This is a genomic window from Bacillus cereus group sp. MYBK227-1, assembly GCF_051916325.1.
Taxonomy (GTDB): Bacteria; Bacillota; Bacilli; order Bacillales; family Bacillaceae_G; genus Bacillus_A; species Bacillus_A cereus.
In genome coordinates this window covers 905049-918443 of the sequence record NZ_JBQAGK010000001.1, presented here as the reverse complement: position 1 = coordinate 918443, position 13395 = coordinate 905049, and the positions used below count along the sequence as shown (strand labels likewise).

Sequence of the window (13395 nt, the reverse complement as noted above, 5' to 3'; positions counted from 1 at the left end):
AATGTTTATTTAAAACCAAACAAATCAATATATCGTTTATTATCACTTCATCATCTTATCACAACACAAACAAACATTTCAACGTTTCGTTTGCCCATTTTATAAACTTTTATAAAAACATCTAACAAAAGGGTTTAATACAACGAAAAGCGAATATGTTTATACAAATTCATTTTATAGGATGTGAAATAGAACATAAATATTCTTTAAGACCCTTAGTTTACCGTTAAACAAATTGCACAGAATACATATGCGATTAGTGAATATGGAACTGGTATTCACTCATTCCAAAACTTCAGTATTCAATTTTAACTACAAAAAAGATGTTTTCGTATAAGAAAACATCCTTTACTTTTTATATATTCTATTTACAGTCTCTACTAAAACCTTACTTGCTTGTACAAATGTATGCTTTCGATTTCTATCTTCAACAAATTTATTAGCACAACTACTCATAATGATCATACAACTAATTATGACTAACGCTATCTTTCTATTCTTGTAAGTCACTTTATGCCACTCCACTATTACAAAACTTCTTTTGAATTTATCCCATCAAGAAATTTTACATGAATAATAAAACGCGCGAATATGCAATTCTGCATATTCACACGTTTTATCACAATGTTATGATTTAATTTAGTTAAAGAACAAGTATACCGAGGTGACTAACTTGAAATTTAAAGCGAAAAAAAATCCATTCCACGTCATTTTCATTACATTATTTATAATTATTTTTTTCGTTTCGTTATTCTTCCAAAATGAAAATTCTATTTTTTTCACTCTCATGATGCTATTAAATATCGTGAATCTTTCTTCATTCTATTTCTCTCACTACAACATAACGGAATCATCTCTTGTTGTAAAACACGGTTTCATTTTTCATACTGAAATTCCATTTGAAGATATTCGTCACGTTAAATACTCTGGTAAAAAACTTCATTCAAAAAAATGGACTAGACAACAATTAGAAATCCATTACAATTTATTTGACTCAGTGACCACTTTCGTACCACTAGAAGAAGAAAAATTCATTTCACTCTTAAAAGAGAACTGCCCACAGATGAAAGTAATGAATACGCCTGCTAACAAATAATATATTTTGAAGCTTGTAGTATTGCAAGTAGATGAAACATAAAAATGAACATCAAAAAAGCCAAGATTCTATACTAAGAACCTTGGCTTTCTCTATTACTCTTTTGGAGCAATCATTTTCTTTGGATCTACAATTTCATCAAATTGCTCTTCTGTTAGTAGCCCAGATTGCAATGCTGCTTCTTTTAAAGTTAACCCTTCTTTATGAGCATGCTTCGCAATTTTCGCTGCATTTTCATATCCGATATGTGGGTTTAGCGCTGTTACAAGCATTAGTGAACGATTCACATTTCCATTAATTACTTCTTCATCTGCTTCAATACCAACTGCACAATTGTCATTAAACGAAACAATTGCATCCGCTAATAAGTGAGCTGATTGTAAGAAGTTATAAGCAATAACAGGTTTAAATACATTTAACTCAAAGTTACCTTGGCTCGCAGCAAATCCGATTGTTGCATCATTCCCCATCACTTGCGCTACAACCATCGTTAATGCTTCACTTTGCGTTGGATTTACTTTCCCTGGCATAATAGAGCTTCCCGGTTCATTTGCTGGAATAATAATTTCTCCAAGACCACTACGTGGACCACTTGCAAGCCAACGTACATCGTTAGCGATTTTCATTAAATCCGCAGCTAATGCTTTTAATGCACCGTGAGTATATACAACTTCATCATGGCTCGTTAATGCATGGAACTTATTTGGTGCAGAAACAAATTGTTTACCTGTAAATTGACTAATTTCCTCTGATACCATCTCACCAAATTTAGGATGAGCATTGATACCTGTTCCAACCGCAGTTCCACCAATTGCTAACTCTTTCATATATGTATTGCTCTCTGCAATCATACGCTCTGTTTTTTCAAGCATACGGTGCCATCCGCTAATTTCTTGCCCTAAAGTTAACGGCGTTGCATCTTGTAAATGTGTACGACCAATTTTTATAATATGTTCAAATGCAGTTACTTTTTCTGCTAAAGTTTCTTTTAATTTCGTAATTGCTGGTAATACGTGATTTTCTACTGCGATTACACAAGCTACATGAAGCGCCGTTGGAAATGTATCATTTGAACTTTGTGACATGTTCACATCATCATTCGGATGAATATGTACGTCAGATCCCTTCTCTTTCAAAATTTGATTCCCACGATTTGCAATTACTTCATTCACATTCATGTTTGACTGTGTACCACTACCTGTTTGCCATACGACAAGCGGAAAATGTTCATTCCATTTCCCTGCAATCACTTCATCCGCAGCTTCTACAATTGCTTCTGCTTTTTCTTCTGATAGCTTTCCTAATTTTTGATTGCTAAGCGCTGCACTCTTCTTTAAAATTGCAAATGCTTTTACAATTTCAAGTGGCATTTGCTCTGTTCCAATTGGAAAGTTTTCTTTACTACGTTGTGTTTGTGCTGCCCATAATTTATCAGCTGGAACTTTTATTTCTCCTAATGTATCTCTTTCAATTCTGTACTCCATGTTTTCATCCCCTTGAAAATATAATACCTACATCTCTTATAATAACAGACTTTCTCTTAAATGATAAGAATTCTCACTCTTATATATAGATATTCTATATTTATTTTAAAAAATTCCTCTTGACCTAAACTTAAGTTTAGGCTGTATCCTTTCCATTGTAACCTACTATAACACTACTGGAGGAATTCAATATGAAAAAATATGCTTTTATAACAGGTGCAAATAAAGGAATTGGATATGAACTTGTTCGTCAATTAGCAGAAAAAGATTATCACGTATTTTTAGGTGCTCGTAATGAACAACTTGGACAACAAGCCGTAGAATCTTTAAATGTTTCAAACGTTTCCTATATTCAAGTAGATATTTCAAATTCACAATCCATTCAAGAAGCAATAAAGAAAATTTACGAAATGACTGACCACTTACATTTATTAATTAATAACGCAGGCATAGCGCTAGACTTCAATACACTACCTAGTGAATTAAATATTGAAACTTTACGCCAAGGATTTGAAGTTAATTTTTTTGGAACTTTCCAAATGATGCAAGCCTTTTTACCATTATTAAAGAATTCAAGCAACAGTAAAATAATAAATGTAACAACTGACATGGCCTCACTAACAATGTTTGCTAATGGTGAAACACATCCAATTAATACACTAGGATATAATTCTTCCAAAACAGCTATTAATGCTTTAACATTAGCTTTTAGTAAAGAATTTGCCACTAACGGTCCAGAAGTATTTGGGGTAACTCCTGGTTTTACAACTACGGATCTTAATGGAAATTCCCCTGGTGGCCATACAACCACTGAAAGTGCTAAAATTATTATTAAATATGCATTAAGTGAAACAAACTATAATGGTAAAATACTTAACAAAGATGGCATTATACCTTGGTAATAAAAGGATGAATGATATGTATTATACAATTGGGCAAGTCGCCAAAATGCAACATTTAACTATTTCTCAAATACGTTATTACGATAAACAAGGACTGTTTCCTTTTCTGCAAAGAAACGAAAAAGGAGATCGAGTTTTTGATGAAGAAGCACTGAAATATTTAGAAATGATTTTGTGTTTAAAAAACACCAGTATGCCAATTCAAAAAATAAAACAATTTATCGACTGGTCTATGGAAGGAGAATCTACCATCCTTCAAAGGTTAGCATTAATGAAACAACAGGAGACCAATGTCTTACAGCTCATGCAAGACACTGAAAAAAACTTAAAAAAGATACAACAAAAAATTGCTAAATATGAGAATGAAATAACTTCAGCAAATGCTATTAAAAAATAAAAAAATCACCTTCTACATATTGTAGAAGGTGATTTTTATTTTATGATGCTTGCTTTCCTTTATCTGCATCATCTACATACCAGATGAATTTGCCTGTATATCCGTAAATAACTGCTAAAATTAACGATACGAAGCTTAACCACATAAACGGAACGTATGAGAACGTTGCTACACCTAAAATACCAGCCATAAAAATACCATTATCAGACCATGGAACCATACCTGAAGTTAACGTTCCACCTACTTCTGAGTTACGCGCTAATACACGACGGTCTATTTTTAATTTATCATAGCTATCTTCCATAATTTTTGGTGTTAAAATTAGTGATACATACATCGCACAACCAAATATATTAGCTAAGAATGCCACGATTAATGTAGACAATGTTACATTACCTGCAGAATTTAATTTCTTCTCAAATTTTGATACGATTACTTTTAAAACACCTAGTTTTTCAAGTAATCCACCAAATCCTAAACCGAAAATAATAACGGCTACTGAGCCAAGCATGCCGTTAATTCCACCACGGTTTAATAACTTGTCAACAAACTCAACACCAGATTGAATTGAGAATCCGTTATAAGCTGTTCCAATCGCCTCTCCAAAGTTCATCCCTTGGAAAAGAGTTGCCCAAATTGCACCAATTAAAGCTCCCATTGCAATTGTTGGCATAGACGGTTTCTTCATCGCTAATAGAACGATAACAATGACCGCCGGAACAAGCATCCATATTTTAATATCAAATTGCTTTAATAAAGCTTCTTTTAAAAATTCTACTCGATTCAAATCTACATTATCGCCGCCATACATCCAACCAGCTACAGTAAACATAATACTAGTAATAATATAAGCCGGAACATCTAATACGAGCATAGCTCGAACGTGAGCAATAACATCTACTTTCGCCATAGAAGCTGCAAGAACTGTGCTATCAGAAAGTGGTGATAATTTATCGCCGAAATAAGCTCCTGAAAGAACTGCACCAGCAACAAGCGGAAGTGGTAAACCAAGTCCTTCACCAATCGCCATCATAGCAATACCTGCTGTTCCCACTGTTCCCCAAGACGTTCCTGTTGCGATAGAAGTTATAGAACAAATAATTAATGTTGCTAATAGGAATATGCTAGGGTGAATAAATTCTAATCCATAATAGATTAATGTTGGTACTACCCCACCAGCAATCCACGTTCCAATTAAAGCACCTACTGCAACTAAAATCAGTATTGCTTCTAATCCGTTAGAAATCCCTTTCGTAATTGCATCTTGCAATTCTTGATAACGAAATCCTAATCTTAATCCAAGCGCAATTACTAAAAACCATGAAATAAATAGCGCTAATTGAATTGGGAGATCAAAAATCGTTTGGAAGGAAAAGACAACAGCAAGAAATAGTAATAAAAGAACTATGATTTCTAGCATCGATGGTAATCTTACACTTTTCATTTTTTTCTCTCCTTACAAGTCGATAACATGACGTATGTCGTCTTACATGTATGTAATATACAATTAGCGAAGACAAAACAAAATTTTCATATTATTTCGATTTATTTTTCCAGTATAATATATTCACAACCCTTTCTATTGTAAAAGTAGATTACGTTTTTCGCAATGAAAAATATAAAAAATGTTGTATTTTTATTTATCCCGATATTTTCGGCCAATAAGACCTCCGCCTTAAAATTCAGTAAGTGCAAAGCACTTAGGTAAGAAATTAACTACTGTAAAATTCCGAATCGATATGAACATATTAAAGCTTCACTTTATTTACAAGGAACAATCCCATACTAACTTTTTTAATATTTGCTGCAACAAAACTTTTTACAACTATCTTAACTTTTTAATTCACACCATTATTTTCTACGCAAAAAATAGGGCACACATCCTTAAAATGATGTATGCCCTATCTTTATTTATACATATTTTGTATTTCTTCTTTATTTTTAAGTATTTCCTCAAACTTATCACTACAACCCTTCGGAAATAACACTCCCAGTCCATATGAATGCGCAAATTGAAAATGAGGGCACTTCGCTTTTACCTCATCCCAAAACTTATACACGCCGAAATCACCACTTCTAACTTCAATATCATGAAATAATACAATACCGTTTTTCGCGACTTTCGGTAGCCATGTATTATAATCGTGAGAAACAGCTTCATACGTATGATAGCCATCAATATGCAAAAGATTTATCGTTTCATCTTGAAACCGGTCTACAGCATCATCAAAAGTAGATCGAATTAAATTTCCTATATTAAGGTAGTTATCGCTCACTACTTTTTCTACTATTTGAAAAACCCCTTCTCCATATGGACCTGTATGCCCATCTCCAGCCCAAGTATCTACTGCAAAGCATTTAGTCGATAACCCTCCATCTTTTACTCCTTGACAAAAACTGAAGAAAGAAGCACCTAGATGTGTACCTAACTCAACTAAAGTTTCCGGTTTTTCAAATCGTACTAAGTCATATGCAAAATCTAAATGTCCACTCCACGCAGATTGTGACCGAATAATAGGACTAAATGTTTCAAATTCAAATGATGGTTTATGAGTAACCCAGTTCATCGCATAACTCCTTCTGCACATATTTTTAACAAACCAAATTACTCTTATCTTTATTTTTTTATTGCCATGATTATGATTCTATTTCATGAAAATATGAAGAATTTATTCTTTTCTATTGAGGTAAAGCATCATATACATATGGGTCAGTTGGCTTATTAATTTTCTCGATTTTGTTTACTTTTACAAGTGGAAAGACTGTTCCTTTATATGTCGTTTCATCTAATAATCCTGTTATTTTCACCCATGTTTCTTCTGGAATTTTTTCAATATTTTTCCCGGTAACAATCATCCCCCAGACTGATGCATCCGCAATACAACAAGTTATACCATATCGAGCCACTACTGCTTTATTACCCGTCACATCTTTATCCTTATATATAAACCCTAAGAATGTAATTTCTTTCCCTTTAAACCAATTGACATTTTGACCAATTACATTCATTGTTTGAACATAATCCTTATCCTTTACTTGTAGTTTACGCTGTCCTAACATACTTTTTACTACTTGCTCTTCCGTTTTATAAGTCGTTGCTAAATTTGATGTTTCTTCTGAATCAACTAATACTTCTCGCTCATCAAACTTAACCTGTTTCCCCTCTTTTTCGTTTCTTTCCAGACTTCTCGCCTGTACACTTTGATTCATACCCCTTTTTCCTGCTAAACTTCCATCAATTGTTACACTTCCAAAGAGAAAAGCACTAACTATCGGAACAACAAATAAAACATATACAAAGAAACTTTTTATCCCTGATTTTGATGTTGTATGATGTTTACAACAATTATAATCATGCTGTTTTTCTCTTCCATCTCCCCAAACTTGTACAATACCAAAAATTAAAATTACTACAAAAGCTATATACGTAAATTTGATCATTTTTGGAGCGATAAAATTATAAATATTCCCTGTTACAAGTAGTTTAAATAAGAGCATTGCTAAACCAATTAAAATAATGCCACGAATATAGCGATGATATGCCTTCTGCTCCTCTTTCTCCATTCTTTCTCACCTCCTATAACATTATGATTTGCACGATGGTATACACAGATACAATGACAATTCCCATCAAAAAGAATACAAATCTCTTTTGAAAATACGCAAATAGCATTAACGTATTTTTCATATCAAGCATAGGCCCAAACACAAGAAATGTGAGAAGTGCCTTTATCGAGAAAACATGTCCAAAAGACGCAGCTATAAAAGCATCGGCTGCAGAGCAAATTGATAAAACATAACCAAACCCCATCATAATAATGAGAGCAATTACTTCGTTATGTGCTACTGCATCCAGTACATTCCGATCAAAAAACGTTTGAAATACACTTGCTAAAAAAGCACCAATCAATAAATACTTACCAGTATCAAAAAACTCATCTACAGTGTGATTCATAACATCTTTCCAACTCTTTTTTTTGCTTATTTGAACTGAAACCTCTACGTCTTTTAAAACATTTCTTTCGCGATAGCAATAATACACAATTAGACCTATGAATAGAGCAACTAGAATTGTTATCCCAAAGCGTGCATATACAACGTAATCATTTTTTTGAAACGCATATACAGTAGATAAAAAAACGACTGGATTCATAATGGGTGCACTCAGTAAAATAACAATGCCTACATGAAGTGGTAACCCCTTTTGAATGAGCCTTCTTACAATTGGTATAATGACACATTCACACATTGGAAAAAGAACTCCCACAAATACTGCTGGAATCATTGCAACAATTGGAGATTTCGGCATTACTTTTTGAATCATATCTTCCGTCACAAACACTTGAATACATGAAGAAACAATTACCCCTAATAAAATAAAAGGTATTGCTTCAAAAATGATACTTAAAAATACCGTATTCACATTCAACCATTCCTGCGGTATATTTTTGTGCAAATTTACTAGACTTGTAAAATCTACAAAAAATAATAAAAAGAGAAACATAGCGATAAGAGCTATGCCTACTAATTCTTTTGAAACTCTATTAAAGACCAAGCTTCTCGCCTCCATTTTATTTACATGTAAACATGTGCTTGTCCAAATGCTTCATACTACAGCACAAATTTTATAGTCTATTTCTATTCTTAAATCGTAATCATTATGATTTATTATTGATTTTTCTTCCCCTATCGTTTAATATAAAACGTAATCATTACGATTTAAAGGAGAGATCATTTCATGAAAAAAGTACCTATCACTGTATTAAGTGGTTTTTTAGGATCTGGAAAAACTACCTTACTACATCACATTTTGACTAATAAGAATAACTTAAAAGTAGCTGTTATCGTTAATGATATGAGCGAAGTAAACATTGATGCATCTCTTATAAAAAAGGGTGGTTTTTCACGTACGGAGGAAAAACTAGTAGAGATTCAAAATGGCTGTATTTGTTGTACACTACGAGAAGATTTAATGATAGAAGTGAATCGTCTTGTGAAAAATGGTGATATTGACTATATTATTATTGAATCTTCTGGTATAAGTGAGCCTATTCCAGTTGCTCAAACGTTTACTTATACAGACGAAGTTCTTAACATTGATTTAACGAAAAATTGTCGCCTCGATACGATGGTTACAGTTGTAGATGCAAATAGATTTTGGGATGATTTTGCAGATGGAGAAAGTTTATTAGACCGAAAACAAGCCATCGATGAGAATGATACCCGAGAAGTTATTGATTTATTAATAGATCAAATTGAATTTGCAAACGTAATTATTCTTAATAAGATAGATTTGCTAGAAAAAGAAGATGTGATAGAGCTTCATCATTTACTAAAAAAATTAAATCCTAATGCAAAAGTTCTTGAATCTTCGTTTAGCAAAGTACCATTACAAGAAATTTTAAACACAAATCTATTTAATTATGAAGAAGCCAGTCAATCGGCCGGCTGGATACAAGAATTAAATAGCGACCATCATACACCAGAAACGGAAGAATACGGTATCAATTCCTTTGTTTACCGCCGCAAATATCCTTTCCATCCCGAGCGCCTTATGAATTGGCTAGAAAGATGGCCTTTAGATGTTGTAAGAGCGAAAGGATTCTTCTGGCTGGCATCTCGTAATAATATGATAGGGCTTCTATCTCAAGCAGGTTCCTCTATTACAATTCAAGGAGCCGGTGAGTGGATAGCGGCATTACCTGAAACTGAAAGAAATCAAATGATTACAGAAGAACCAGAAGTATTGAAAAACTGGGATAAACAATATGGAGATCGAATAACCGAACTCGTATTTATTGGAATTGATATGAACCGTTCGTTAATTGAACAATCATTAGATGATTGTCTATTAACAGAAAAAGAAATGCAACAAAACTGGAATACATTTATTGATCCTATCCCGGCTTTTACTTATACTTCATAACAATTAATAAAAGGCTTCAGTAGAATGAAGCCTTTTTACTTTATAGTACTCTTATTTAATAAGTTTGCTTTAATTATGAATACAATTGTACCTAAAACAATTAATATAGCATATACGATACCAACTACATTACCTATTTTTTCTAAGCCAAGCGGTAATATTATAGTAGCAACTCCAACTATATAAGAAAATGCTCCTGAAAGCTTCGCTAATTTATTTTTATCTCCAACAAACGTTTCTTCTTGATATCCTGCTAACAAAAACAACCTCTTTTTCACATGTATTTGATACCCTAAAAAAATGATAAGTAACCCTACAAATAAACAAACTAAAAATCCAGCTAACATATACTCCCCCTCCTCTACAATATTTTACTATACATAAAAAACAAATTAGAAATTTCAGTTTATTAATGAGTCATTCTGTGATATATTGCATATTGTATTCAATTTGTATTTTTAGAAAGGAGAATTTTAGATCATATGGATTCAAATCGATTAAAAGGAATTATAATGGTCATAATCGGTGCTTGTTTATGGGGCTTGTCTGGTACAGCTGCACAACAACTTTTTCAATATGACAATGTTTCAACCGAATGGTTAGTTACGATCCGTTTACTTATATCTGGAATTATTTTGCTCATTATTTCCTCATTCGGAACGAGAAAAAAAGAGATATTTAGCATTTGGAAACAAAAATCTGATGCTATTAAAATGATTTTGTTTGGTCTATTCGGTATGCTTGCTGTACAGTATACGTATTTCGCTTCAATTAAAGAAGGAAATGCTGCCGTGGCAACATTATTACAATATTTAGCTCCTATATTCATCACTGTATACTTACTTTTCAAATGGAACGTTCGTCCATCAAAAATTGATTTCATTTCAATTACCCTTTCATTAGTAGGCACTTTTCTCTTACTAACAAACGGGTCTGTTCATAACTTGGCTGTTTCTACACCAGCTATTATTTGGGGTATTTTATCTGGATTATCTCTCGCTTTTTATAGTTTATATTCAAAGGAATTGTTAGAAAAATGGTCTTCCTCCGTTATCGTTGGATGGGGCATGATTATTGGGGGTATTGGTGTAACGATTGTACACTTTATTTCTACAAACGAATTCATTTTATTATCAACTATGAAATATGTAAAACTAAGTACCCTACCGCTCATCACATTTGTCGTCATTTTCGGGACACTTATTGCCTTTTATTTATACTTAGACAGCATACGATACCTGACTCCGAAAGAAACAACATTATTTGGTTGCACAGAACCACTCGCAGCTATTATTTCTTCTGTACTTATATTGCACGTGCCATTTCAATCTTTTCAGTTATTAGGCGCTTTTTGTGTCATTGTAATGGTGCTCATCTTAAGCCAAAAGCCGGATGAAGGGAAACAAAAATTAAAGCTTGTTCATGCAAAAAAGGAAAATATACAATGAAAGGATTGAATTCACTATGCCTGTCCCTCAAAATTATAAAAAACCAGGAAGAATTTCAGCAAAATCACTCGTTTTAAATCAACTACAAAATTGGATTATTGAAGGTGTACTGAAGCCCAATGAAAAAATTAATGATGGGGAATTGGCTGAGGCACTAGGAGTAAGCAGAACACCTGTAAGGGAAGCACTTCAAATATTAGAGCTTTCTGGATTAGTGGAAATGGTACCAGGGCAAAAAACGAAAATTGCTCCTATTAAGTTAGACGACGTATCTATCATTTATGAAACGATGGCTGGTCTTCACTCTATTATAGGAAAGCAAGCTCTTCAAAACATTACAGACGCTGATATTCAAATACTTTCTGAAATAAATGATCATTTTCAGCACTCTATAGAGAAAAAAAACGCAAAACAAGCTTTAAAATTAGATATACAATTCCACAATACAATTTCTTCTATTGCTAAAAACCAATATATTGAACCCTTTCTAGAAAATATGCAACTTCACGTTTTACGTCTTGAATATTTGTTTTTCCAAAACTTTGTTCCAGCAAGTCAATCTATTGAAGAACATCACTCTATCATTCAAGCATTACAGAAGCAGGACGAAAAACAAATGGAACAAATAATGACCCAAAACTGGCTCCGTCCCATGAAAGAAATACAAAAAATAATTTCTACGAAATAAAAAGAGAGCTGGTTACACAAAATCGTAACCAGCTCTCCTTTTACTAATCTATATAGCTACGCCTGAATATTTGCATAATCTTCCATATCTTCGTACTCTTTTTCCAATTCCTCTAAAGACAGCTCGTATAATTGTCGGTCGCGAATCTTAAACACACCTGCTCCAATTAACTCATCAATTAAATGCCTCTTACGATTTTCAACAGCAAAACGGAGTTGACTACTCATCTTTTAAAAAACTCCTTTCTACAATCATTGAAAATGATAATCTTTATCAATTACCACTTTTGATTATAAAAGATGACTCTTTATAAGTAAAGTAATTTCATGAAATATTTACCTTGCAAAGTATTTGTGGCCACATTATATATATGTATGCCGTGCGAAAAATGTTATGACACTTTTTCTTATCCTTTTTCTTTCATACTTTGCAAGTTGTCTCATCGTGATGAAATTCACCATCTATTTCTACTTGAATGGTGACATGTTCTACATGAAACTTCTCCTTTAATACATACGTAGCCTCTTTTAATACACTTTGCGTTTCATTCCCTTTAATAATCAAGTGGCAAGTTAATACTTGAAAATCCGATGTGACAGACCATATGTGCAAATCATGAACTTCTTTGACAATCGGAATATTTAATAATGTACTTTTTACCTCTTCAACATTTATGTGCTGTGGTGCACCTTCCATTAATATATGAACCGTATCACGTGTTACACGCCATCCACTAATAATGACTAAAATAGACACAAGAATACTAGCAATCGCATCTGCAGCAGTCCATCCGAAAAATTTAATAAGTAACGCAGCAATAATCGCTCCGACGGAACCCAATAAATCGCCTAGTACGTGCAGGAAAGCACTTCTTAAATTCAAATTACCTTTCACATCTCCGCCTCTCATTAATATCCAAGCTGATAAAATATTAATAAGCAGACCAAGGACTGCAATAATGAGCATCCCATTACTAGCAATCTCAACTGGTTCTTTAAAACGACGGATTGCTTCAATAAAAATGTATACCGAAATGACAATAAGAACGACACCGTTACATAATGCTGCTAACATTTCGACTCGCTTATATCCATATGTTTTCACAGTTGTTGCTGTTTTTTCTCCGAGCTTAAACGCAAGTAAACTTAAAGCTAAAGATACTGCATCACTTAGCATATGCCCCGCGTCAGATAGTAGTGCTAAGCTATTTGTTACAAATCCACCAACAACTTCTGCAATCATAAAACTTGTTGTTAGTAGGAAGGCAATTAGTAACGCCTTTTTATTTTTTGAATGACCATGATCATGCGAATGTCCCATACTTATACTCCTTTAAGTACAATATCTGTATGTTAGTATGAAACAAACTCCCCGTGTTTATCCCGAATCGACTGATTGTAAACGCCCGCTTCCTCTGTATACACACTTCGCTATTTTTTAAACAATCCCTTTTT

The 13395-nt window shown here is 33.2% G+C and carries 14 protein-coding genes; 6 read left to right on the top strand and 8 right to left on the bottom strand.

Going from position 1 to position 13395, the window contains the following annotated elements; all coding sequences use genetic code 11:
• Positions 1-673: 673 nt before the first annotated feature.
• The gene (locus ACTFRM_RS05000) at positions 674-1096 is read left to right on the top strand and encodes a PH domain-containing protein (protein ID WP_000669069.1); all 423 of its coding nucleotides are present in this window, start codon (positions 674-676) and stop codon (positions 1094-1096) included.
• A 95-nt stretch (positions 1097-1191) separates the two neighbouring features.
• Here ACTFRM_RS05000 and fumC read toward each other — a convergent pair whose 3' ends face one another.
• The gene (gene fumC, locus ACTFRM_RS04995; protein ID WP_000456609.1) at positions 1192-2580 is read right to left on the bottom strand and encodes a class II fumarate hydratase; all 1389 of its coding nucleotides are present in this window, start codon (positions 2578-2580) and stop codon (positions 1192-1194) included.
• 191 nt (positions 2581-2771) lie between these two features.
• Here fumC and ACTFRM_RS04990 point away from each other — a divergent pair, with 191 nt between their 5' ends.
• Positions 2772-3482 carry an SDR family NAD(P)-dependent oxidoreductase gene (locus tag ACTFRM_RS04990; RefSeq protein WP_000759544.1) on the top strand — a complete coding sequence of 237 codons (711 nt, stop codon included), beginning with the start codon at positions 2772-2774 and terminating at the stop codon, positions 3480-3482.
• A gap of 16 nt (positions 3483-3498) precedes the next feature.
• Entirely contained in the window at positions 3499-3879 is a 381-nt protein-coding gene (locus ACTFRM_RS04985) for a MerR family transcriptional regulator (protein ID WP_000291863.1), read from the top strand.
• A 40-nt stretch (positions 3880-3919) separates the two neighbouring features.
• On the opposite strand, the gene nhaC is transcribed toward ACTFRM_RS04985, so the two are convergent.
• From nhaC to ACTFRM_RS04965, 4 genes are all read right to left on the bottom strand, one after another.
• Positions 3920-5323, bottom strand: coding sequence for a Na+/H+ antiporter NhaC (gene nhaC, locus ACTFRM_RS04980; RefSeq protein WP_000843992.1), 1404 nt, complete (start codon positions 5321-5323; stop codon positions 3920-3922).
• 463 nt (positions 5324-5786) lie between these two features.
• Positions 5787-6446 carry a class I SAM-dependent methyltransferase gene (locus tag ACTFRM_RS04975; RefSeq protein ID WP_001104669.1) on the bottom strand — a complete coding sequence of 220 codons (660 nt, stop codon included), beginning with the start codon at positions 6444-6446 and terminating at the stop codon, positions 5787-5789.
• Between the two features lie 112 nt (positions 6447-6558).
• The gene (locus ACTFRM_RS04970) at positions 6559-7443 is read right to left on the bottom strand and encodes a TIGR03943 family putative permease subunit (protein ID WP_000409938.1); all 885 of its coding nucleotides are present in this window, start codon (positions 7441-7443) and stop codon (positions 6559-6561) included.
• A gap of 13 nt (positions 7444-7456) precedes the next feature.
• Entirely contained in the window at positions 7457-8449 is a 993-nt protein-coding gene (locus tag ACTFRM_RS04965; protein ID WP_198285721.1) for a permease, read from the bottom strand.
• A gap of 168 nt (positions 8450-8617) precedes the next feature.
• Here ACTFRM_RS04965 and ACTFRM_RS04960 point away from each other — a divergent pair, with 168 nt between their 5' ends.
• Complete coding sequence (locus ACTFRM_RS04960) at positions 8618-9805, top strand: GTP-binding protein (RefSeq protein WP_000757684.1); 1188 nt, start codon at positions 8618-8620, stop codon at positions 9803-9805.
• 35 nt (positions 9806-9840) lie between these two features.
• Here ACTFRM_RS04960 and ACTFRM_RS04955 read toward each other — a convergent pair whose 3' ends face one another.
• Entirely contained in the window at positions 9841-10152 is a 312-nt protein-coding gene (locus tag ACTFRM_RS04955) for a DUF3784 domain-containing protein (protein ID WP_000879376.1), read from the bottom strand.
• Between the two features lie 135 nt (positions 10153-10287).
• Here ACTFRM_RS04955 and ACTFRM_RS04950 point away from each other — a divergent pair, with 135 nt between their 5' ends.
• A complete protein-coding gene (locus tag ACTFRM_RS04950; protein WP_000378086.1) occupies positions 10288-11253 on the top strand; it encodes a DMT family transporter in 966 nt (321 codons plus the stop codon).
• Positions 11254-11269: 16 nt separating this feature from the next.
• Positions 11270-11941 carry a GntR family transcriptional regulator gene (locus ACTFRM_RS04945; protein WP_002040907.1) on the top strand — a complete coding sequence of 224 codons (672 nt, stop codon included), beginning with the start codon at positions 11270-11272 and terminating at the stop codon, positions 11939-11941.
• A 56-nt stretch (positions 11942-11997) separates the two neighbouring features.
• Here ACTFRM_RS04945 and fbpA read toward each other — a convergent pair whose 3' ends face one another.
• Both fbpA and ACTFRM_RS04935 read right to left on the bottom strand, forming a co-directional pair.
• Positions 11998-12168: a Fur-regulated basic protein FbpA gene (gene fbpA / locus ACTFRM_RS04940; RefSeq protein ID WP_000098302.1), complete on the bottom strand. Its 171-nt coding sequence runs from the start codon at positions 12166-12168 to the stop codon at positions 11998-12000.
• A gap of 193 nt (positions 12169-12361) precedes the next feature.
• Positions 12362-13261, bottom strand: coding sequence for a cation diffusion facilitator family transporter (locus tag ACTFRM_RS04935; RefSeq protein ID WP_000510038.1), 900 nt, complete (start codon positions 13259-13261; stop codon positions 12362-12364).
• Positions 13262-13395 lie beyond the last annotated feature (134 nt).